We start from the raw sequence: 21,384 nt of genomic DNA, 5'->3' as shown, positions 1-21,384 counted from the left end.
CCAGTATGAGGAGGAGGGGCGGCATGTCAAGCGTTGTAGTGGTAGGAGCCCAATGGGGAGATGAAGGGAAGGGCAAAATTACCGACTTTTTGGCGGAACAAGCTGAGGTGATTGCCCGCTATCAAGGAGGAAATAACGCAGGACATACGATCGTCTTCAAAGAGAAACGATATAAACTTCACATCATCCCATCCGGGATATTTAATCCGGAGAAGATATGTGTGATCGGGAATGGAGTCGTCATCGATCCCAAAGTCTTGATCGATGAAATCGCTTATATAGAGAAAAATGGTTTTAAGACAGATAACCTCAAGATATCGGACCGTGCTCATCTCATTTTTCCCTATCATCTTCGTTTAGATCAGGCCGAAGAGCAAATGAAGGGAAACCGCAAAATCGGAACGACCGGGAAAGGCATCGGACCTGCCTATATGGATAAAGCGGCACGTGTGGGCATTCGTATGGCCGATCTGATGAACCCGGAGGTCTTTAAGGAAAAACTGAAGCGGAATCTGGATGAGAAGAATAGGATCTTAGAGAAGATCCACGGCCAAGAAGGATTTTCCTTCGAGGAGATGGCAAAAGAGTACTTAAGTTACGGGGAGCGTCTAAAAAAATATGTAACGGACACTTCTGTCCTTCTGAATGATGCCCTCGATGAAGGGAAAAAAGTTCTATTTGAAGGTGCGCAAGGGGTCATGTTGGATATCGACCATGGGACCTATCCATTTGTCACCTCCTCCAATCCCAGTGCAGGGGGAGTCTGTATCGGAGCGGGAGTTGGCCCTACGAAGATCAACAGGGTGGTGGGTGTTGTAAAAGCATACACCAGCAGAGTAGGAGATGGCCCCTTCCCCACTGAGATCGAAGGGGAGATCGGCGATCAAATACGGGAGGTGGGTCGTGAATATGGGACGACGACGGGAAGGCCAAGAAGGATAGGCTGGTTTGATGCCGTCGTCGTACGTCATGCACGGCGTGTGAGCGGCATCACCGACCTTTCCGTTAACTCGCTGGATGTGCTGACAGGCATCCCAACACTTAAGATTTGCACCTCCTATCGCTACAAAGGAAAGGTATTGGAAACTTATCCTGCTTCTAGCGAGATTCTTCGGGAATGCGAACCCGTTTATGAGGAAATGCCTGGATGGGAGGAGGATCTCTCCAATATAGAGAATTTGGATCAACTCCCCGTCAATGCCCGTCACTACTTGGAGCGGGTGGCCCAATTGACCGGCATTCCCCTTACGATCTTTTCCGTGGGTCCGGACCGCAGGCAGACGCACCAACTCCGGGAAGTCTATCCATAAGTGTTTCACACAGGGACACGGATGGGAAGAATGCGGATAAATTCAGATGAAACGGTAGAGAAAATCGATGAATCTTTGAAGAAGACCGTTGGATTGATCTAAAAATGTGATCAAAAAAAAGAAAAATGGACGGCTTTTTCGTCCATTTTTCTTTTTTGAGGCAATATTTGCGACTTCTGCCCCTTGTGCTCATTTGCAAGTGTGTGGTAACCTAGTCGATAGAGTGGTAGAAAAGCTCCTTCTGCCCTTTCTAGTCCCCCCTGGGACCTTAATACTAACCAAGGAGGGTTTTTATGGATAGACAGAAGATAAAAGGACACATAAACCACAGCGTTGAGAAGATCATCGAGAGCGTGAAAATACATAGAAGGAAAGCGCTTTCAAGTTTTCTCGCCATATCGATCCTATCATCCGGTTCTCTCATTGGAAACGCGTTCTATCAATCCCAACTGGTAGATCTCTATCATGTCTATTATGATGGGAAGCTGGTCGGAACGGTCAACTCTAAGGCCGTGATTGAAAGCTGGATCTCATCCAAGTTGAAGGAAGAGGGGAAATCCTACGAGGGGAGTTCGCTTGCATTAAAAGAAGAAATTACATTTAAACATGATCGGGCCTTCAAGGGAAAATATAACAACGAAGCTACTATCGATGCGTTGGACAAATCGATCCAAATCAGTGCAAAGGCTTTTCAGTTGGTGGTTAACGGGAAAGTGATCGGTTATGTGAAAAGTGAAGCAGAAGGGAAGGCGCTCCTGGAAAAAGTAAAATCGGCATATACGAAGGAATTTGTGAGCGTAAAACAGAAGGGGAATACCGTGAGGGCGGCTTCTGCGGATTCCGCCAACTCCGCATCTGCCAATGGAGAGAAGCTCTTAAGCGTTTCGATCAAGGAACCGATTGAGTTCAAACCGGTGATGATTGACCCTGAGCAGTTAACGGATGAAGAAGATTTATATCAACTCTTACAAAAAGGGACGGTAGAAGAAAAAATTTATAAGATCCAGGAAGGGGATACCTTAAGTGAGATCGCCCACAAATTTAACTTAAAGGTTTCCGATCTCATCCGGTTAAACCCTGGACTTACCGAGGATACGTTACTTCAGATCGGGCAGCAGATTAACGTGACGGCCCTAGATCCGCAGGTTACCGTCCAAACCGTCATACAAAAGACAAATCGCCAAAATATTCCGTATCAGACCAAATATATTGAGGACAAGAGCCTGTATAAAGGACAGACAAAGGTAAAACAAAAAGGAGTGGAAGGACAGAAAGAGGTAACACTCCAGATTACGGAAGAAAACGGGATTGTTACGGATCAAAAGGTTGTGGATTCTACAGTGATTAGCGAACCGAAAGACCAGATCGTCATCAAAGGGGTAAAATCCCTGCCCGTGGCCCCTACAGGGATGTTCCGATGGCCGGTATATGGCGGGTATGTGACGAGCGGGTTTGGATACCGATGGGGGAAATTACATCCTGCCTTAGATATTTCAGGGGTAAAGGATAAAACGATTATGGCCGCCGACAACGGCACCGTCATCTCTGCCGGGTGGGATGGCAGCTATGGGAATAACATCATGATTGATCATGGGAATGGCTATGTGACGCGCTACGCCCACCTCTCCAAAATTAGTGTGAAGAAAGGACAGAAGGTCGCCAAAGGACAAGCTATAGGGATTATGGGGGAGACGGGCAACGCGACTGGAGTTCACCTTCATTTCGAGATCATTAAAAACGGGACCCCCGTCAACCCATCGAAATATTTTTAAAACATGGGAGAAAGAAAGCCCCTGACGAATTGGGGCTTTTTCTTTTTTTAGGTATAATGAAATCGAGGTTAAAAGGAGAAAGGAAGAACGTCGTGACGAAAATCTTAATTATAGAAGATGAAGCCCATATTGCTGAGATCCTCAAATATTTATTAGAGAAAGAGGGATATGAAGCGGATATATCGGTGGATGGTGAGAGCGGGATTAAAGCGTCTTTAAATACCCATTATGATTTGGTTCTCCTTGATTTAATGCTGCCGGGAATCGATGGATTTGAAGTTCTCAAGAAAATTAGGGCGGTAAAGAGCATGCCGATCATTATCCTGACCGCAAAAGATGCGGAGGTAGATAAGGTTTTAGGATTGGAATTGGGAGCGGACGATTATGTGATTAAGCCTTTCAGCAATCGAGAATTATTAGCCCGTATTAAAGCTCACCTGCGTCGCAGTCTGGGGACCGTACAAGGACGGGGGGAGGAGATCACCATCGGTGACCTTAAAATATTGACGAACTCCTATCAGGTATTTAAGAAGGGAGAAGAAATAGACCTTACGTACCGGGAATATGAACTCCTCCTTCACCTCATCCGGAATAAGGGGACGGTTCTGACCAGGGAGCATCTTTTACAGGCGGTTTGGGGTTTTGACTATTTTGGCGATGTGAGGACGGTCGATGTAACCATACGGCGGCTGCGGGAAAAGATTGAAGATGATCCGAGCAATCCGGTTTACATTCACACCCGCCGAGGTGTAGGTTATACGTTTCGGGAGGGGAGGGGATAACCGTGCGCATGCAGTGGAAGCTGGTTACCCTGTTTTCCCTCCTGATCCTTCTTTCTATGCAATTTATTGGAGCTTATTTTATTCAGAATCTTAAGTCCTACTATTTGAACAATTTTAGCCATTCCCTGAATGCCCAGGCGCAGTTTCTCACCTATTATTTAGTCCCGTATCTCAGGGGAGAATCCTCTTCATCCAGGCAAGATGAACAGACGAGGGATATTGAGAATCTGATTGCCAATTTAACCCAATTTAATGGAGCCCAGATCCAGGTCATCGGGACGGATGGAACGGTGATTGCGGCAACTTCGGAGAATCCTAACGTGATCGGTCAGAAAAATAATCTACCGGAAGTGCATCAAGCTTTAAACGGGATCCCGGAGGAATCTCTCAGGATGCGGACAGTTACGGGGGAGAGGCTGAAAAGTTTAGCCCTTCCCATTAAGGATGGGAATCAAGTGATCGGAGCCGTTCTCATCTACGCCTCCATGGAAGAGGTATATCGTACGATAGACCAGGTGGTGCGTATCTTCATTACAGGACTACTCATCGCCCTTGGTCTTACTTCCTTCTTAAGCATTGCGATCAGTCGCACCATTACCCTTCCGATCGTTCAAATCACGAAACAGGCAAGGGCGATGGCGGAAGGTGATTTTAAAATGAGAGTGACGGTGAAGGGGGAGGATGAGATCGGACGATTAGCCATCGCCTTTAATGATCTATCGGACAGGCTTGATCGTGCGATCCATCAAAATATCGAAGAGAGGGAGAAGCTTTCCTCTGTCTTGAACAACATGAGCGAAGGGGTAATCGCGACAAACGCAGAAGGCAGGATTCTTCTCATGAATCCAAAGGCGAGGGAAATGCTACAAGCGCCTTCCCAGTGGGAGGGAGCCAAAATTCATCATCTGCTCCGATTGCCGGAGGAGATGGAATTATCCACTCTTTTTGAACCAGGGTCCTTTCTCCTGGAAATCCCTCTTTCAAAAAAAGAAAATTTGGCTCTGCGGGTAACCACATCTCCTGTCCAGCTGGAAGGAGAAAAGAAAGGAGCCATTATCGTGATTACCGATATGACGGAGGAAGAACGGCTTGCCAAGGAGCGGAAAGAATTTGTAGCCAACGTATCCCATGAGCTTCGCACGCCTCTTACCACGATGAAGAGCTATTTGGAGACGATGATGGAAGAAGAAACACAGGAGAATACGCTTTTAATGAAAAGATTTTTAGGGGTGGTTAAACAGGAGACGGAGCGGATGATCCGTATGGTTTCCGATCTTCTCCTTCTTTCTCGCTTGGATTCGGAAAAGGAATCCCTTCATCTTTCTTTGGTGAATATGGAAGAATATCTCGAGTCGATTCTCGTTCCCTTTCACGTTCAAGCCGAGAAGGCGGGTCTTAAAGTTCGCTTCCTGTCATCGGGACCGGTATATGTCGAGATAGACCGGGATAAAATGCGCCATGTTTTGGACAACTTATTAACCAACGCATTAAAATATTCCAAAGAGGAAGGTGAGATCACGGTAAAATTAGAGGAGAACGAAAAAAAAGAGGTAGAAATTCGGATAGAGGATGAGGGGATCGGAATTCCAAAAGAGGATTTAAAACGAATCTTTGAGCGTTTTTACCGGGTCGATAAAGCTCGGTCCAGAGCACAAGGAGGTTCAGGTCTAGGCCTTTCGATCGCCAAAGAATATATGGATCTTCATGGAGGGAAGATTCGGATTGAAAGTGAAGTGGATCGGGGGACGATCGTTACCTTAACCCTGCCACGAAAGGAGGAATCGATCGATGAAGGAGGGATTGAAGAGCCTCTTGCTCGTCGTGATGATCGGTATTAGCCTTTTTTTAAGCTTCTCTCTATGGGAAACAGAGCCGACTCCGCTCCCCTTGGTTCCCGCAAAATATGAAACACCCGTAAAAATAGGGGAGAGAAGAGCTTGGGAGGATCTCCTGCGGCCAAGAGAGGTTATTCTTCATCTTGGGGAGGATCGACACACGCTCATATCTCCTTCCACACCGGAATATTCCTTGCTTTGGAAATCGTTAAAAGTACTTCAATTCTATCGCTTTCAGAACGTAAGCCTTACACCACAAGAATGGAATGAACTCTTAACCCATACGAGGGGAATTGAGTATTTCTACGAGAATCCTCTTCCCATTGCACTTCTTCGCCAAATCCTCTCTTTTCCGTCAGGCTTAGAGGACCAACTCCCCAATCTAAATAAATTATGGATCACAATGGGAAATGGCGCAGAAGGTGAACAAGTTTTTCTCATCTCTGCAGATGAGGGAAAAGTGCTCAGGGGAGAACTTGGGAAACCGTCCGATCCAACCTTCGTTGATTTTCCCCAACTCATAAGTATGGGAGAAAAAAAGCCGGCATGGCTTCCGCTCCTTAGCAATTATCCGTCAACTTGGGATTACTTGAGCCTCCGATATTTGCCAAAAGATCCCTTTGAATCCAAAGAGCTGGTCTATTCGGTATCCTGGATCAGCGGAGAGGAGATGGCCCGGTCTCTTTTCATCGATCTTTCCGTAACCCGAGAAATCTCAGAAAGGGGGGGCTCCAGGATATTTACGGACGGGAGTAAAAGCCTGCAAACGAATCAAGAAACGGGGACCATGCGGTATTATGTTCCCGGCTACGAATCGCCCAACCTGGTTTCATCCAATCAAGATGCCTCCTATCTTTTGGATTTTATGAATCAGCATCAAGGATGGACAGGGCAATACCGGATCGAGAGGGCGGATTTTACGGCAGCTTCCAAGCTTCTTCTCTTCCGTGAACTGGTGAGTGGGAGGTCGGTTTATGGCGCCGATAATAAAAATAATATCGGTTCCATTTTGCTTAAAGGAACAGGAGGCTTTGTTACGGAGTACAGCCGTTCGCTTCTCCGTTTTCAAAAAATGGAGGGGCAAAGGGATAGGCTCCTTCCCTCAGGGGAGGAGCTCCTTAAGAAATTGGACCAGGAGGGGCTACCCCTCTATAAGATAGACTCCATAGAAATTGGATATAAGATGGTCAGGGGAGATCAAAGGGAACAAATGAAACTCATTCCCTCTTATGTGGTTAAAGTGAAGGGTGAGGATGGATGGCATTTTTTTGATTCCTCATCGTCAGTGGGGAGGAAATAGGATGGATTGGAGCAGGGCTAAAACGATTCTGATATTCTCTTTCCTCCTTCTTGATCTATTTTTAGGGTATTTTTTATGGCAGCAGAAAAAAGAACAGGATTCGTTGGGGCAGGTTTCCCAATTGGAACAGGAGTCAATCAAGAAAACATTGGAGGAGCGGCGAATTGCCGTACCGGAAGATATCCCTTATGATACGCCGGAAATGCTTTATTGGACGATTTCTCCCGATTCTAACAAGAAAATTCCTGTGGACCCGAGTCAGGGAAAGGTGGAGGAGGGGGAAGAGGGAGTGACGGTCACCTTTCAGTCGCCGCACGCTCTCCCGGACCCGAGCCAGAAAAGAAGGTTTCAGGAGGCGATTCAAAAAGAGTTTTCTTTAGCAGGAGAGTATGAATATGATCCCTACCTTTCCACACGAGGAAAGATGGTATATACTCAAAAGATAGACGGATTCTCCATCTTTTCCAGCCGATTAGAACTCCTCCTTACCGATCGCGGCTTAGAGGGATATCATATTACGTATACAAAAGCAGAGGGGAAAGGAGCCCCCCGGAAGATGATATCCGCTTACTCAGCCCTTTCGGTATTGGTAGAAAACGGATTAATTCGTTCGGGGGAGAGGGTAGAAGAGGTAAAGGCTGGGTATTATCAGGAGCGATATGATCAGGAATTAAAGCTCCTTGTTCCCGTTTGGAGGGTTGTCCATACGGGCGGGATTCATTATGTGAACGGTTTTATAGGAACAGTGGTAGAAACGAAAGAGGAGTAGGAGACAGAATGCGGTATAGTATTTTAGCGAGCGGGAGCAGTGGGAATTCCTTTTTTGTCCGAACCGGAAAAACCCGCCTTCTCACCGACGTGGGATTAAGCTGTAAGCGAATTGAGAAACTTTTAATTGGAATTGATGAGGACCCTTCCCAACTTGATGGGATTCTGATCACCCATGAACATATTGATCATGTCCGAGGGCTTCGAGTATTCGCAAAAAAATATCAAATTCCGATTTACATGAGTCATGGGACTTGGAAAGCTCTCTCCCCCCAACTGGAAGACCTAGATCCGAAGAGGATCATCATCTTCCCGACCGGAGAGCGGCATACGTTTAACGATTTGACCGTCGAGTCCTTTCCTGTCTCTCATGATGCGGCAGAACCGATGGGTTTTATCTTTAAAGAAGGGGAGAAAAAAATAAGCTATGTGACAGATTTGGGTTATGTGAGCGACCGCATCAAAGGGAAAATCGCCGATTCCCACGTTTTCATCATGGAGGCAAATCACGATGTGGAAATGCTTCGTATGGGCAGTTATCCTTGGAATGTAAAGCAGCGGATCTTGGGGGATACCGGGCATCTCTCCAATGAAACCTCTGCAGAAGCATTAACGGAGGTGATCAGTCAGAACACGGAAAGGATCTACCTCGCTCACTTGAGCAAGGAGAATAACCTCATCGAATTAGCACGAATGACGGTTACACAAATCTTGTTGGAAGAGGGACACCCGGTTGGGGAGAAGATTCGGGTTTATGATACATATCCAGATCAGGCCACCATTCCTCATGAAATATAAAGAACATCGGATTTTTTCGCTCATATTTCTAAAGTATCCTCTTATTGGTTTGAGGAAGATCATTTTTTTCCATGCGGGTCATGAGAGGAGTAGATAGAGAACCTTTTTTTGGAATGAAGGCTTTCCTTTTTGGGCATGATGATGGAGAGAGATATGGGACTGAGGGGGTGAGGACATGGGATATTATGACGATTTTGATGACAGGCCGCGGAAAAGTCAGGGAAGAAGAGGATTTTTTTACGCACTGATCGGCGCGATCCTGGGCGCTTTACTCGTTCTCGTCTCACTCCCTCTTTTAATTCAATGGGGGGTGGTGCAGCTTCCATCCCAGGAATCAAACAGAGAAGAAGGTGGGGGATTGAATCCCCCGTCGAGACAGGCAGGTTCCCCTTCTCCGGTACAGACGGTAAACGTGAATATAACCAGTGCCATTGCAGATGTCGTCGGCAAAGTAGAGAACTCAATCGTGGGAGTTGTTAATCTCCAGCAATCCGGAGATTTTTGGACGAGGAAATCCGATGTGATTCAGCAAGGAACCGGTTCGGGAGTTATCTTTACCCAAAAAGGGAATAAAGTTTATGTGGTTACAAATCATCATGTGATTGAGGGGGCCGCCAAGATCGAGGTGGTATTGGCCGACGGGAATCGGGTATCGGCCGATTTAGAAGGGTCCGACTCTCTTTCCGATCTAGCCGTTTTAAGCTTTACGAAGACCGACCTTCCAATTACACCTGTTCCCTTCGGCAACTCCGATCGGCTTCGCCCAGGAGAGCCGGCGATTGCCATCGGCAATCCCCTGGGACTAGATTATTCCCGTACCGTAACCGTAGGCGTTATCAGCTCCACCGACCGCTCGATCCCCCAGGATTTAGACGGAGACGGCTATACGGATTGGGAGATGGATGTGATTCAGACCGACGCCGCCATTAACCCGGGGAACAGTGGAGGGGCTCTCATTAATATCGCAGGGCAGCTTGTGGGAATAAACAGCGCCAAGATCTCAGAGGTGGGAATTGAGGGGATGGGTTTTGCCATTCCCATCAACGAGGCAAGCCCGATCATTAGCGATCTGATGAACACCGGGTCCGTAAAACGGCCTTTCCTCGGGATCGGTCCTAAGGACCTGCAGGAAATTGATCGCTCCCACTGGCAGAGCACCTTAAACCTCCCTTCCAATGTACACTTGGGGGTGGTGGTGGTAGATGTAACGCCAGGTGGCCCGGCGGATAAGGGCGGGATGAAAGAATTGGATGTCATTGTGAAGCTGGATGATCAACCGATCGGGAGTTCCGCAGATTTGCGCAAATATCTTTATAAAGAGAAAGAGATCGGGCAAACCATTCGGGTTACTTTTTACCGGGACGGGAAACTGCAGGAAACCTCCTTCAACTTAGGATCCTTTACGCCTTAATCGGATGACGGGTATCGGCGTGAATCACGGCAGACCTAACAACTGCGGGCAAAAAAAGTTAAGATCTCTGACAGCCCAATTTCGGCTGTCTTTTTCTCTTTTATTCATAAAATAACGTTTTCTATCCATCCTAAGGTTAGGGCAAAAAGGCGGCTTGTTCTTGAAGGGCGTTGAGCATCCATCGGGAAAAACGTATAATGGGATAGGACTAGGGAAACCGAAACCTTAGGAGGCAGAGGGATGTATGTATGTTGTCGTGAGCACCTGGAATGGGCGATCGATCATTTCGTCGATGAGTATGAAGATGCTCCGGATATTTATAAATTGAGCGAGGTCTCTTTTACGGCCTGGACCGTTCCAGCCCGTTGTGACTTTTGTGAGGAGTATCCCATATATCTGGTGGTTTAATAACGGCTGATGGAGGCAGAGGGAGTGTAAGCCGTTTAGAATAAGGGGGATGGGAAGAATTTTACGCATTCACCTCATAGCCGTAGGCAAAATCAAAGAAAAATATCTCCAAATGGGCATCGAGGAATATAGAAAGCGACTTGCTTCCTATGCCAATCTGGAGATCACCGAAGTGAAAGAGGAGCAGGCTCCGGAGGAACTGAGCACAAAAGAGGAAGAGCAGGTGAAGGATCGAGAGGGAGAGCGCATTCTCGCCCATCTTCGTCCTGATGAATGGGTCGTCTCCCTCGCAATCTCGGGGAAATCCTTCTCATCAGAGGAATTGGCGAAGTATCTGGATGATGCGGCTACATACGGTCGAAGCCGGATCGCCTTTATCATCGGCGGCTCGTTAGGCCTATCCGGGAAGGTCCTGTCCAGATCCGATCTCCTTCTCTCCTTTTCCCGAATGACCTTTCCCCATCAGCTGATGCGCCTTATTTTGCTCGAGCAGATCTACCGGGCGTGCAAGATCAACCGGGGGGAAACGTATCATAAATAAGCACGATTCCCAAGTACTGCCCAAAAGTGACTTTGGGCAGGAGCTTCAGTATTGCCTGAATCAGTAGGGGAAACTGCATAATTCAAAAGAATAAATGAAACACGCTTCATCAAAAGGTACGGAATATGGGCGCTAAGAGCAATCGGACAAAATTAGGGTATCGAACCGAATTCCATGAAACGTATTCGATTTGGCTTCCGTAATGACCAGGTGTCCTTTTTCGTTCAGACTGCTCTCAATCTGGTCGGGAGTAAATGGGGAGTAAACCAATCAAAATCAATCGATTCACGATGACCAAGCAGAAGAGCGAGTGCGGTGCCGCCGGCAAGATAACAATTCTTGACTGGAGGGGATTCGAGTATGCGCCTCAAAACAAATTGTCCGGTTTGATCAATGACGTTCCAAAACAACGCATCTCCTCCTCCTTCAAATTGAAATAATATGGCCAGTATCTCGCTGTCTTTCGGGATAAATTCCGGCTTGTTTGTATGACATGGCGAATTTCATCCATGGAATAAGTTTTGAACAGCCAATGTAAAGTATGATGGTCGCCTTCATTCAGCAAACGTTCTATAATGAATCGACTGTGTATGGCAGGGTCCAAATCTTCCAAATGAACATCCCAGAAAAAAGGGCTGAAATCAACGGGAACTCGCTGAATGTCCGGCAAAGAAAACCCTCCCTTAACCAAACGTTATGAATATAACTATTGTACAATATATTACAACTCAAACTAAGCCTTGACATCGGTTGAAGGGAATGATATCTTTTAATTGAACACTGGTCAATAGAATAGGATTGTATAGAGGGGTAGGAATGTCTCCTAGAAAAGCCGTAAAGCAAGAGCTAACACGGGAAATAATTATGGACACGGCGCGGAAATTATTCTTGAAGAACGGGTATCGGCATGTGTCCATGCGCCAGATTTCGAAGGAATTGGGCTATAGCCACGGAGCGATCTATTATCACTTTAAGAACAAGGCCGATTTGTTTTATGCCCTGGTGAGGCAAGACTTCCTCCTTCTTGACGAGGCGCTTGAACAGATTCTGAACAAACCATTAGACTCACACAGTAAACTGAGGGAGGTGCTGTTGGGATTTATCGAATTTGGCCTGACGAAGCAAAGCCATTATGAGATCATGTTTATGATCAAAGATGAAGAAGTGAGAACCTATGTGCAACAGGAACCCAATCGGATCTATGAAAAATTTGCAAAAACGGTGTACGGACTCTGCAATCGGCAAGTCACCCTGAAGGAGATTTGGTCTGTCTTTCTTTCCCTGCATGGCCTGGTTTCGCATTATTGCAGGAGCGGCCAAACATTTGAGGACGTTCGATCATTGGCGGAATCGCATGTCGATTTTATTTTGAGGTCCTTAGAAAGGAATTAAATCAACGAATAGCAAGAGTATGTTCGGATCATTACTCTGCGAAAGTGGAGGAGATCGTAATCGTTTTGGTTTTTATTGAACAGTGGTTAATTAAAGGAGACGGACCAATGAATAAAGCGTTAGTTTTAGGAGCATCAGGCGGAATGGGATATTCAATCGTACAGGAACTGGCGCAAAGGAGAATTGATGTGATAGCATTTGCCCGCGGGAAAGAGAAGCTCGCCAAGCTATTTGCGAATGTAGAAAAGGTTACGATCATTTCCGGGGATGCATTCAATCTAGACCACTTAAAAGAAGCGGCAATGGATGTAGAGGTCATCTTCCACGCGATGAATATCCCCTATCCCGAATGGGAGAAGAGATTGCCTGTGCTGATGGGCAATGTCCTGGAAGCGGCAAGAGAGGCTACCGCAAAGCTGGTCTTGGTAGATAACATATACGCCTATGGAAGAAGCCCCGGTGCTTTGGTTACGGAGCAAACCCCTAAAAAACCCCATACGAAAAAGGGAAAAATCCGTTTGCAGCTGGAGATGATGGCCCAGCGATCAAACCTGCCCGTTCTCATTGCGCACTTTCCCGATTTCTATGGTCCCAACGCAAACAATACTTTACTAAACTATACGTTCGAGAGCGTCATCAAAAACAAGAAAGCCATGTTTGTGGGGGATCGTAAGATTCCCAGGGAGTACATCTTTACACCCGATGGAGCAAAAGCCTTGGTGGAGTTGGCGCTCATGGATTCGGCATACGGAGAGAACTGGAACATCCCCGGCAGCGGCGTGATTACAGGGGAGGAAATCGTGGCGATCTTGCGGGAACTTCTGGGTTACAACAAAAAAGTGGGAACGGTAACAAAGGGCATGATACAGTTCATGGGTCTGTTTAATCCGATGATGCGGGAAGTGGTTGAAATGATGTATTTGTACGAGGAGCCGGTCGTTCTGGACGGTGGGAAGCTGGCAAGGGCAATTCGGCATGTCCCGAAAACCCCTTATAAAGAGGGCATCAAACAAACCATCGAGCATATGCTTCGCAACTTTAACCGATCCGATTCGGTTTCCCGACGGACAATGTAATCAGTTCGATTTGAATGCCGCTGGTCCGAGCATGGCCTCCCTTTCTATTTTTCACCATATGGAAGGATTTCCGAGGAGCGAATTTCTGAAAGAATGCGCTCCTCGGGATCGTTATCCGGTCTATAGCTCATTCGATTTCAAGGATGCGAATTTCTTTCTATGAGCCGTTATATCCTCAAGGAAGTATCTCATTCCATATCTGTAATGAGAAAGAAAAATCCCCCATTCGGTCAACGGGGGTTTATCCGGTTTCTCTTAACTTTATAGGTTAATATCTTCTTATCCGCCAATTCTTTTACTTTTAGAAGAGGGCTGCACGCTTAGCCTTCATGCCCCTTTATTTATGAGCAAAACTGATCAAACAATTTTCGTAAATCTTCAGCAACCTCTTCAACCCTCTTCTTTTCGATCTGCCGCCTTTCCAACATGGCGACAATTTTCCCTTCGCGAAGCAGGGCAAAGGAAGGGGAAGAAGGAGGATAGGGAAGAAAATATTCTCTGGCCTTCTCCGTCGCTTCCCGATCCTGACCGGCAAAAACCGTATAGAGATGTTGAGGGATTCTCTCATGCTGCAAGGCTAACTTTACCGCAGGACGAGCGATGCGTCCGGAGCAACCGCAGACAGAATTGACCGCGACAAGCGTCGTCCCTGTTTTTCCTTCTCCTTCTAACGCCGCCACCACTTCCTCAGGAGTAACCAGCTCCCGAAACCCAATCTCCGTCAATTCTTTGCGCATCGGCAAAACAACGCGCTCCATATAATCCTCATAAGAATGAATGGTTTCCAAAAAAACCCCCTCCTATCACAAATGACATCCTTCACCATCCTTATTATAATCGCTTTCTTTCTGTGATAAAAGGTTTTCAACACATTCACGGTTTTTATATGTTTATATTTTATAAGCGAAAAAACGTGCTTGCCGGATTGATCCTGGGAACAGCTCATTATCCCGGACTTTCTGTTTAAACGGTGTTATTCATTCCATACGTTCTTGTGATGTCCCTTTTACAACTTATTTCCTGGCTGTGGCAATAAGGAGGGGAATATGTGAACGGTGCAAAAGATCGTGTGCAACGCTGCCCAATAAGGCACGAGCAACAAAACCTCTCCCGTGGCTTCCCACAACAATCAATTTTGCCTGCACCTCTTTGGCAACCTCACAGATTGTAATGCTCGGATGACCCGTGTGATGGACACCACCCTCCGCTTTATAAAATCGATCACACGGCAATAAACGTCAGCAAGGATAGAACGACCGACGTAATCGATATGGCAATAAGCGGCCGCAATGCTTTCGTTCGGAGATCTTTAAGGCTTACATTCAACCCGAGTCCCACCATTGCCATGGTTAGAACAAAGGTCGTAAGATTCGCAATATGGTTCATCACATCTTCCGAAACGAATAAATGCTTGCCAAGAACATAGCTGCCGAAGAAACTCAATACGACAAACCCGATCAAGAACCAAGGGAACTCGATTTTTGCGGCAGATTGTTCTTTCTTTCTACGTTTCATCCAATACATCAAGATGAAACTGAGAGGAACCAGCAGGAAGACCCGCCCCAATTTCGCCAATAAGCCAATTGCCAAAGCGTCTTGACCGGCAGGAGCCGCCGCTAATGCAACATGCGCAAGCTCATGCAGGCTTACACCCGACCAGATGCCATATTGAACGCTCGTTAAGCCGATGAAAGGTCTTAAAATGGTATATGTGATGGCAAATAGAGTACCTACCAGAGCAATGATCCCCACTCCAATCGCTGTATCTTCATCTTTAGCTTTTAGAATGGGGGATACCGCCGCAATGGCAGCTGCGCCGCAAACCCCTGTACCGATTCCAAGAAGAAGGGATAAGGACGAATCCGCTTTTAACCATTTAGCGATGAAAACCGTCAAAAAAATGGAAAGCACAATCGAACCGACATCGCGTACAAGCAAACCAAGTCCCTGATGAATAATTACGTCGATGTTCAGCTTTAAACCATACAAGATGATGGCCAACCGTAGTAATTTTTTGGCAGAAAATTGAATTCCGGGACGTATGGCTTCCGGATATCCAAAAATTTGACGATACACAATAGCAATGATGATTGCAGATGCGAGTGGACCCACATGATCAAACCCCGGCACCTGAGCTAAACCATAGCCTATTAAAGCGATGGCAAACGTAAAAGCAATTCCGCCCATCCACAATCCAAACGATGAAGCTTTGGTTCGCTTGTTTATTTCATCCTTTGATGCTATGGATCCATCCGGCAATGGTACGGTGTTTTCAGTTTGAGCTTCCATATCGACACCTCCGTTATTTTTTACTGTTCCATCATAATGCGTTTCATTGAATAAGAAAAATAAATCATTATGATGATAATAATAAGTAAAATGGCATAATAAATGCGGAGGATCTTTAAAAAGGGGAAATCAGAGTGGATCAATCGTTACTTGTTTTTGTCACCGTAGTAGAAAAGGAAAATTTTACACGTGCAGCAGAAGAGTTGCACATGACCCAACCGGCAGTGAGTCAACACATTCAAACACTGGAAAGAATGGTTGGAACGAAACTTTTAGAGCGAAACAATAAATATGTACGATTAACCAAAGCTGGGAAAATCGTCTACCATCATGCGAAAGAAATATTGGGACTCTATACCCGCATGCAGTGCCTGGTCGATGATTTAATGCATAAGGCGAGTGGGAATTTATCCATCGGGGCCAGTTACACCTATGGAGAATATGTACTTCCCCACATCATCGCACACTTGCGCGAGCAATATCCATTGATTAAGCCGACCATTACCATCGGCAATACAAAAGAAATTGCGGAACTGGTCGCCGGTCATCAATTGGACGTTGGAATCGTAGAAGGGGACTTTAAACATGAGAGGCTACATATCGAACCACTTGCGGAGGATCTGATGTTTATCATTACCTCAGCCAACCATCGATTTACGAATCGAAAGGATATACAAATCTCCGATTTATGTGAAGAAACATGGATCGTCCGAGAAGAAGGTTCGGGGACACGAGAGGCAACCGAAAAAATGTTTGTCAAATTCCGGTTTCATCCGCATAACATCATGGAATTTGGCAGTACTCAAATCATTAAAGAATCTGTCGAAGCGGGGTTAGGTATCACGCTGCTTTCACACTGGGCGGTTCGGAAAGAAATCTCACTGGGAACATTAAAGGCGCTAAAAATAAATGGATTTCCGGTTTCCCGCAGATTTTCGCTCATCACGCAGGCCACACCATTTCATACAAAAGCCACGGAGGTCTTTTTGGAGATCTTGCGGAAGAATGAAGCCTTACCTGCATTGAGGATGAATGATGGCTTACGTATTTTAACTGATTGACCGGTTCCGTCTATTCCACCATGTTCCAATAAGGAGTACGATCGCAAGTATGAACATGCACTCAAGCGCAGAAAGAATGAAGAGGAATATGACAGAGGAGTGAATCCACGTTACCATATGAAGAAGCGGAGTAGCATGTGCAACGAGTTGGCTTACTTTTTCTGTAAGAAGGAGTCCTTGCCCGGCGGGGAAGCTGCTATGGTTCTAAAGAATTAGGTGAAAAGAGGGTTGCCCACATTCACTTGACTAACACCTAACAGGGAGGTGGTTTAGAAGGGGTTTGAGGTATGTGTTATAATAAATTAAAAATCTACCATTTGCATTTTAGAAGTGTGAGGAAGAGTTAAAAAGGCTGTGATTTCATTTTGCAGATTCCTGCCCTGATTCTATTCTTAACGTTGCTTGTGTTTGCCCTAGGGAAAAGTCCTATTTTTCAAATCGATCGGGCCGGTATCGCCATCATTGGGGCAGCGCTGACCATCGGCACAGGTGTGATAAGTTTTGATGAAGCTGCCCAAGCCGTCGATTACCGGACCATCGTTCTTTTATTTTCTATGATGATAATCACCTCTTACTTAAACATAACCGGATTCTTTCATCTGGTTGGCAAAAGGTTGATTCGTCGTTTGCAAACGAAGAGGCAGTTGTTAATCGCAGTCATTTTTACAACGGGCATGTTGTCTGCCTTTTTCATGAATGACATCGTATGTTTGCTCTTTACCCCGATCGTGATCCTGATCTGTAAACAGGTAGATTTAAATCCCGTTCCTTACTTGCTTGGGACTGCCATGGCTTCTAATATTGGAAGTGCAGCCACTCTGATCGGCAACCCTCAGAATATTCTGATTGGAAGTCTTTCCGGAATCCATTTTGCCTGGTACATAGCGGTGGCCTTGCCGCTATCCGTAATTGGCCTGGTTCTTATCTACTTCATCATTGCACGGGTATATCGGAATGAATTGGAAGGTCCATTTCCGGCTCCCAAACCGCTCTCCGGTGCGGTACATCACTATTTGGTCAAGAAGGGGATCATCGCAGTTCTTCTTGTCTTGGGCGGATTTTTATTGGGATATGACCCGGCGATTGTGGCAAGCCTCGGGGCTGCTTTTTTGTTGATTACACGTCGAATCAATCCCAATAAAATTTATATGGGCATCGACTTTAGCCTGCTGGTCGTTTTTATTGGATTATTTGTGATGATCGGTGGCGTAGAGAAAAGCGGTCTCTTCATGAACTTGTTGAAAACGACGTCGTTTGAGAGTACCCATAGCTTTCCTCTGTTTTCGCTGTTTACCGTGGTGCTTTCTAATTTGGTGAGTAATGTACCGGCGGTCATGTTACTTCGATTTTTCATTCCGTCAGGGGCAGGAGACCTGTGGTGGGCCTCGATGGCCGTTTTTAGCACATTTGCCGGCAATCTAACGCTGATTGGTTCGATGGCCAATTTGATTGTGGCGGAAATCGCAAAAAAACATGGTGTGGAAATTCGTTTTTTATCCTATCTTAAAATCGGCCTTCCTTTAACCCTGATTCTGGTGTCGCTCGCGATGATCTATTTCCAACTATTCATGAGCATTCTCCGTCTGCAATGATTCCTTATCGCCTTAGGCGCTCATTGAATCGTCCATAACGCCTGTGCCTGAGATCGAAAGAGTCCCGATGATCGAAGTGGCTGAGGGAAGAAGCGTGGGACGATGACAACGGCCCTGTATTCGACCGGATGTGTGATTAATAAAAAGCCCCCTCACTCTTCAAGCGAGGGGGCTTGAAAGGTTTCACATCCCGTCATCATTCTTCATTCTGCGCCTAATCCCTCTCACGCCCAGTTTCCGTTGCGGAAGATCGCCTCCCGTTTGCCGTCTTTCGTAATGCCGTCGATATTCAGCTCGGCGGACCCGATCATGAAATCCTCATGGATGAGGCTATCATTGGCTCCTGCTGCTTTCAACTCCTCTTTGCTCATTTTTTCTCCACCGGTGAGGCAGGTGGGATATGCTTCGCCCAGGGCGAGATGGCAGGAGGCATTTTCATCATACAGGGTGTTGTAAAAGAGGATGTTTGAATTGGAAATGGGGGAATCATGGGGGACAAGGGCCACCTCCCCTAAATAACGGGCTCCCTCATCGGTGTCGAGGAGGTGTTTTAACGTTTCGTATCCCTTTTCCGCCGCAAAATCGACCACTTTCCCGTTTTTAAAGGTAAAGGAGAAGTTTTCAATCAGATTCCCGCCGTAATTTAAGGGCTTTGTACTTCGAACCACGCCATTGACCCCCTCCCGGTGGGGCATTGTAAATACTTCTTCGGTGGGAATATTGGGATTAAAAGGAATTCCCGTCGGCGTCAGGCTGAAGCCTCCGTTCCACCGATGGTTTTCAGGCAGTTCAATCGTCAAGTTCGTTCCAGGCGCGGTATAGATTAACTGTTTATATTGCTTCTCGTTTAACTCCGCCACCTTCCGGTGAAGTTGTTCATTATGGGTTTTCCAGGCGGCGATGGGATCATCGGTGTTGACGCGGCTGATAGAGAAAATCTTCCCCCAGAATAGGTCGATCGCCTTTTCCACCGGAAGATCGGGAAAAACTTTTTTCGCCCAGCTTTCGGTCGGAGCGGAGATCAAGGACCAGGGAGCCTTATCCTCCATCAAATAACTTTTGTACGCTTTCAGGGCGGTGCCGGCGGTTTTGGCGGCGGTGGCATATCGCTTCGGATCTACATCTTTCAAAAGATCCGGGTTGGGGGAATAAATTTGAAGAAAGGCGGCTCCCTCTGCAGCCATTTCCTCAAATCCTTTTGCCCTCCACATGGGGTAAAAAGTAAAGGCTTCCTCAGGGGCATACGTAAACTTTATGTAGGTCAGTTGTTCATCGTTCAGCTCCACATGGACATATTTGGCCCCTTTTTCATAGGCTCGCCGAACAATTTTTCGAACCAGCTCCTTTGCTTCAACCGGAGCCTGAAGGACCAGGATCTGTCCTTTTTGCAGATTGACGCCAACCTCTACGGCGACTTGCGCATAATTTTCCAGCAATTCATCAAACGTCTTCATCATATCCCTCTTTTCATGACTTGATCTGGATGTTACTCCTCTACATTATCACAAGAATCCGAAAAAATCACGGTAAAGGGATAAAATGGCGCAACGGAAAATTTTATCGAAGAAGCAGAGACTGTGAGACGAATTGCCTTCCTATTGTCCTCTACACAGAAACAGTTTATAATGAATAGCATAGTGATACCTAAATATTTTAAGGATTTGATGCTGAGGACGGGAGCTATGTCTCTCCAGAGAATACAAATGTTTGTGGACGGATCACAGGGAAATCACTCGATTCGATCAAGCGGGGGGATGGGAGATGTCCGGCAGGAGTTTAGATGCGTTCTTAGAGCGGAATTTGGAAGAGTTAAAAGAAAAGGGCCTTTATAACGAAATCGACCCGTTAGAAAGCCCGAATGGGCCCGTCATCCGGATCAGGGGAAAGGAATTGATCAACCTCTCCTCCAATAATTATTTAGGCCTTGCGACCGATGAGCGGCTGAAGAAAGGGGCTTGTGAGGCGATTCATAGGTATGGGGCTGGGGCGGGAGCGGTACGGACGATCAATGGAACCCTGGCCATCCATGTGGAGTTGGAGGAGAAGTTGGCCCGCTTTAAACATACGGAGGCGGCGATCGCCTATCAGTCAGGCTTTAATTGTAATATGGCCGCCATCTCCGCTGTGATGGACAAGGAGGACGCCATTTTATCCGATGAGTTAAACCATGCTTCCATCATTGATGGTTGCAGGCTCTCCAGGGCGACCATCCTAAAGTATCCCCATTCCGACATGGATGCCCTCTACCGATTGGCCAAAGAAGCAAGGGAGTCGGGCCGGTACAAGAAGATCATGGTCATCACCGATGGAGTTTTCTCCATGGACGGGGATGTCGCGAAACTCCCGGAGATCGTAAAAATTGCGGAGGAGTGGGACCTCATCACCTATGTGGATGACGCCCATGGATCGGGGGTGATGGGGGGAGGCGCCGGAACGGTAAAGCACTTTGGCCTCTCCGATCGAATTGATTTCCAGATTGGGACCCTCTCCAAAGCGGTTGGGGTTGTTGGAGGTTATGTGGCCGGCAAGAGGAAGCTGATCGACTGGCTTAAGGTGAGAAGCCGTCCCTTTCTCTTCTCTACCTCCCTCACCCCGGGAGATGTGGGAGCGATCCTCGTGGCCCTAGATCTTCTCATGGAAAGCCAGGAACTGAACCGTCGACTTTGGGAAAATGGCCGCTACCTGAAAAATGGCCTAAAGGAATTGGGATTTGATATCGGAAATAGCGAGACCCCGATCACACCGGTCCTGATCGGAGAAGAGGAAAAAACGCAAGCCTTCAGCAAGCGCCTCTATGAAGAAGGGGTTTATGCAAAAGGAATCGTCTTCCCCACGGTCCCGAAGGGAAAGGGGAGGATCAGAAACATGCCGACGGCAGCGCATACGCGGGAGATGCTGGACCAAGCGCTGGATGTTTATGAAAGGGTGGGGAAGGAGTTAGGGATACTTCGATAAGGAAGTAAGTTGACCGGTTTCCTCGGGACTTCCTAAGCCAAGCCGACAGGATGGGATAAGGCAAAAGGTGAAAAAGTGGACTGAGTAGGAAACC

Annotated in this window: 21 protein-coding genes; 15 read left to right on the top strand and 6 right to left on the bottom strand. The window is 46.7% G+C overall.

Annotated features, from left to right (window positions below; translation table 11 throughout):
* Window positions 1-23 precede the first annotated feature (23 nt).
* The 10 genes from THEAE_RS0118255 (at window position 24) to rlmH (ending at window position 10,925) form a co-directional block, all read left to right on the top strand.
* Window positions 24-1,310, top strand: coding sequence for an adenylosuccinate synthase (locus THEAE_RS0118255; protein WP_028988419.1), 1,287 nt, complete (start codon window positions 24-26; stop codon window positions 1,308-1,310).
* A gap of 293 nt (window positions 1,311-1,603) precedes the next feature.
* Window positions 1,604-3,082: a peptidoglycan DD-metalloendopeptidase family protein gene (locus THEAE_RS21720; RefSeq protein WP_039944553.1), complete on the top strand. Its 1,479-nt coding sequence runs from the start codon at window positions 1,604-1,606 to the stop codon at window positions 3,080-3,082.
* A 92-nt stretch (window positions 3,083-3,174) separates the two neighbouring features.
* A complete protein-coding gene (locus THEAE_RS0118240; protein WP_028988418.1) occupies window positions 3,175-3,864 on the top strand; it encodes a winged helix-turn-helix domain-containing protein in 690 nt (229 codons plus the stop codon).
* Between the two features lie 8 nt (window positions 3,865-3,872).
* The gene (locus tag THEAE_RS0118235; RefSeq protein ID WP_039945530.1) at window positions 3,873-5,702 is read left to right on the top strand and encodes an ATP-binding protein; all 1,830 of its coding nucleotides are present in this window, start codon (window positions 3,873-3,875) and stop codon (window positions 5,700-5,702) included.
* Window positions 5,653-6,999: a YycH family regulatory protein gene (locus THEAE_RS0118230; RefSeq protein ID WP_028988416.1), complete on the top strand. Its 1,347-nt coding sequence runs from the start codon at window positions 5,653-5,655 to the stop codon at window positions 6,997-6,999. Before THEAE_RS0118235 ends, THEAE_RS0118230 begins: the two co-directional genes overlap by 50 nt.
* A gap of 1 nt (window position 7,000) precedes the next feature.
* The gene (gene yycI / locus THEAE_RS0118225; protein WP_028988415.1) at window positions 7,001-7,768 is read left to right on the top strand and encodes a two-component system regulatory protein YycI; all 768 of its coding nucleotides are present in this window, start codon (window positions 7,001-7,003) and stop codon (window positions 7,766-7,768) included.
* Between the two features lie 8 nt (window positions 7,769-7,776).
* On the top strand, window positions 7,777-8,565 hold the full coding sequence (locus THEAE_RS0118220) for an MBL fold metallo-hydrolase (protein ID WP_028988414.1): 789 nt from the start codon (window positions 7,777-7,779) through the stop codon (window positions 8,563-8,565).
* A 175-nt stretch (window positions 8,566-8,740) separates the two neighbouring features.
* Window positions 8,741-9,976: a S1C family serine protease gene (locus THEAE_RS0118215; protein WP_028988413.1), complete on the top strand. Its 1,236-nt coding sequence runs from the start codon at window positions 8,741-8,743 to the stop codon at window positions 9,974-9,976.
* Between the two features lie 240 nt (window positions 9,977-10,216).
* Complete coding sequence (locus THEAE_RS22760; RefSeq protein ID WP_084213616.1) at window positions 10,217-10,384, top strand: CxxH/CxxC protein; 168 nt, start codon at window positions 10,217-10,219, stop codon at window positions 10,382-10,384.
* Between the two features lie 49 nt (window positions 10,385-10,433).
* The gene (gene rlmH / locus THEAE_RS0118205) at window positions 10,434-10,925 is read left to right on the top strand and encodes a 23S rRNA (pseudouridine(1915)-N(3))-methyltransferase RlmH (RefSeq protein WP_028988412.1); all 492 of its coding nucleotides are present in this window, start codon (window positions 10,434-10,436) and stop codon (window positions 10,923-10,925) included.
* 224 nt (window positions 10,926-11,149) lie between these two features.
* Here rlmH and THEAE_RS23185 read toward each other — a convergent pair whose 3' ends face one another.
* Both THEAE_RS23185 and THEAE_RS23945 read right to left on the bottom strand, forming a co-directional pair.
* Window positions 11,150-11,335 (bottom strand): nucleotidyl transferase AbiEii/AbiGii toxin family protein, encoded by a 186-nt coding sequence (locus THEAE_RS23185; protein WP_169730006.1) that lies wholly within the window; start codon window positions 11,333-11,335, stop codon window positions 11,150-11,152.
* Window positions 11,293-11,595 carry a DUF6922 domain-containing protein gene (locus THEAE_RS23945; RefSeq protein WP_039944551.1) on the bottom strand — a complete coding sequence of 101 codons (303 nt, stop codon included), beginning with the start codon at window positions 11,593-11,595 and terminating at the stop codon, window positions 11,293-11,295. The genes THEAE_RS23185 and THEAE_RS23945 overlap by 43 nt, the downstream gene beginning before the upstream one ends.
* A gap of 146 nt (window positions 11,596-11,741) precedes the next feature.
* Here THEAE_RS23945 and THEAE_RS0118195 point away from each other — a divergent pair, with 146 nt between their 5' ends.
* Both THEAE_RS0118195 and THEAE_RS0118190 read left to right on the top strand, forming a co-directional pair.
* Window positions 11,742-12,317, top strand: coding sequence for a TetR/AcrR family transcriptional regulator (locus THEAE_RS0118195; protein ID WP_028988411.1), 576 nt, complete (start codon window positions 11,742-11,744; stop codon window positions 12,315-12,317).
* 107 nt (window positions 12,318-12,424) lie between these two features.
* Entirely contained in the window at window positions 12,425-13,393 is a 969-nt protein-coding gene (locus tag THEAE_RS0118190; RefSeq protein WP_028988410.1) for an SDR family NAD(P)-dependent oxidoreductase, read from the top strand.
* A gap of 341 nt (window positions 13,394-13,734) precedes the next feature.
* On the opposite strand, the gene THEAE_RS0118185 is transcribed toward THEAE_RS0118190, so the two are convergent.
* From THEAE_RS0118185 to THEAE_RS0118180, 3 genes are all read right to left on the bottom strand, one after another.
* On the bottom strand, window positions 13,735-14,151 hold the full coding sequence (locus THEAE_RS0118185; RefSeq protein ID WP_039945528.1) for a BrxA/BrxB family bacilliredoxin: 417 nt from the start codon (window positions 14,149-14,151) through the stop codon (window positions 13,735-13,737).
* 255 nt (window positions 14,152-14,406) lie between these two features.
* Window positions 14,407-14,625, bottom strand: coding sequence for a universal stress protein (locus THEAE_RS23940; protein ID WP_084213615.1), 219 nt, complete (start codon window positions 14,623-14,625; stop codon window positions 14,407-14,409).
* Window positions 14,615-15,580: a YeiH family protein gene (locus THEAE_RS0118180; protein ID WP_425426433.1), complete on the bottom strand. Its 966-nt coding sequence runs from the start codon at window positions 15,578-15,580 to the stop codon at window positions 14,615-14,617. Before THEAE_RS0118180 ends, THEAE_RS23940 begins: the two co-directional genes overlap by 11 nt.
* A 236-nt stretch (window positions 15,581-15,816) precedes the next feature.
* On the opposite strand from THEAE_RS0118180, the gene THEAE_RS21710 reads away from it, so the two are divergent.
* Both THEAE_RS21710 and THEAE_RS0118165 read left to right on the top strand, forming a co-directional pair.
* A complete protein-coding gene (locus THEAE_RS21710; protein WP_052330160.1) occupies window positions 15,817-16,743 on the top strand; it encodes a LysR family transcriptional regulator in 927 nt (308 codons plus the stop codon).
* Between the two features lie 365 nt (window positions 16,744-17,108).
* On the top strand, window positions 17,109-18,335 hold the full coding sequence (locus THEAE_RS0118165) for an ArsB/NhaD family transporter (RefSeq protein ID WP_028988407.1): 1,227 nt from the start codon (window positions 17,109-17,111) through the stop codon (window positions 18,333-18,335).
* Window positions 18,336-18,559: 224 nt separating this feature from the next.
* Here THEAE_RS0118165 and THEAE_RS0118160 read toward each other — a convergent pair whose 3' ends face one another.
* Complete coding sequence (locus THEAE_RS0118160) at window positions 18,560-19,789, bottom strand: aminopeptidase (RefSeq protein ID WP_028988406.1); 1,230 nt, start codon at window positions 19,787-19,789, stop codon at window positions 18,560-18,562.
* 307 nt (window positions 19,790-20,096) lie between these two features.
* On the opposite strand from THEAE_RS0118160, the gene THEAE_RS0118155 reads away from it, so the two are divergent.
* Complete coding sequence (locus tag THEAE_RS0118155; RefSeq protein WP_028988405.1) at window positions 20,097-21,290, top strand: glycine C-acetyltransferase; 1,194 nt, start codon at window positions 20,097-20,099, stop codon at window positions 21,288-21,290.
* Window positions 21,291-21,384: the final 94 nt, after the last annotated feature.

This window comes from Thermicanus aegyptius DSM 12793 (genome assembly GCF_000510645.1).
Taxonomy (GTDB): Bacteria; Bacillota; Bacilli; order Thermicanales; family Thermicanaceae; genus Thermicanus; species Thermicanus aegyptius.
This window is presented reverse-complemented; position numbering and strand designations above follow the sequence as displayed.

Coding starts and splice junctions, on each gene's coding strand:
- THEAE_RS0118255 (WP_028988419.1), top strand. CDS start 24: ATGTCAAGCGTTGTAGTGGTAGGAGCCCAATGGGGAGATGAAGGGAAG.
- THEAE_RS21720 (WP_039944553.1), top strand. CDS start 1,604: ATGGATAGACAGAAGATAAAAGGACACATAAACCACAGCGTTGAGAAG.
- THEAE_RS0118235 (WP_039945530.1), top strand. CDS start 3,873: ATGCAGTGGAAGCTGGTTACCCTGTTTTCCCTCCTGATCCTTCTTTCT.
- THEAE_RS0118230 (WP_028988416.1), top strand. CDS start 5,653: ATGAAGGAGGGATTGAAGAGCCTCTTGCTCGTCGTGATGATCGGTATT.
- yycI (WP_028988415.1), top strand. CDS start 7,001: ATGGATTGGAGCAGGGCTAAAACGATTCTGATATTCTCTTTCCTCCTT.
- THEAE_RS0118220 (WP_028988414.1), top strand. CDS start 7,777: ATGCGGTATAGTATTTTAGCGAGCGGGAGCAGTGGGAATTCCTTTTTT.
- THEAE_RS0118215 (WP_028988413.1), top strand. CDS start 8,741: ATGGGATATTATGACGATTTTGATGACAGGCCGCGGAAAAGTCAGGGA.
- THEAE_RS22760 (WP_084213616.1), top strand. CDS start 10,217: ATGTATGTATGTTGTCGTGAGCACCTGGAATGGGCGATCGATCATTTC.
- rlmH (WP_028988412.1), top strand. CDS start 10,434: ATGGGAAGAATTTTACGCATTCACCTCATAGCCGTAGGCAAAATCAAA.
- THEAE_RS0118195 (WP_028988411.1), top strand. CDS start 11,742: ATGTCTCCTAGAAAAGCCGTAAAGCAAGAGCTAACACGGGAAATAATT.
- THEAE_RS0118190 (WP_028988410.1), top strand. CDS start 12,425: ATGAATAAAGCGTTAGTTTTAGGAGCATCAGGCGGAATGGGATATTCA.
- THEAE_RS0118185 (WP_039945528.1), bottom strand. CDS start 14,151: ATGGAGCGCGTTGTTTTGCCGATGCGCAAAGAATTGACGGAGATTGGG.
- THEAE_RS0118180 (WP_425426433.1), bottom strand. CDS start 15,580: ATGGGCGGAATTGCTTTTACGTTTGCCATCGCTTTAATAGGCTATGGT.
- THEAE_RS0118160 (WP_028988406.1), bottom strand. CDS start 19,789: ATGAAGACGTTTGATGAATTGCTGGAAAATTATGCGCAAGTCGCCGTA.
- THEAE_RS0118155 (WP_028988405.1), top strand. CDS start 20,097: ATGTCCGGCAGGAGTTTAGATGCGTTCTTAGAGCGGAATTTGGAAGAG.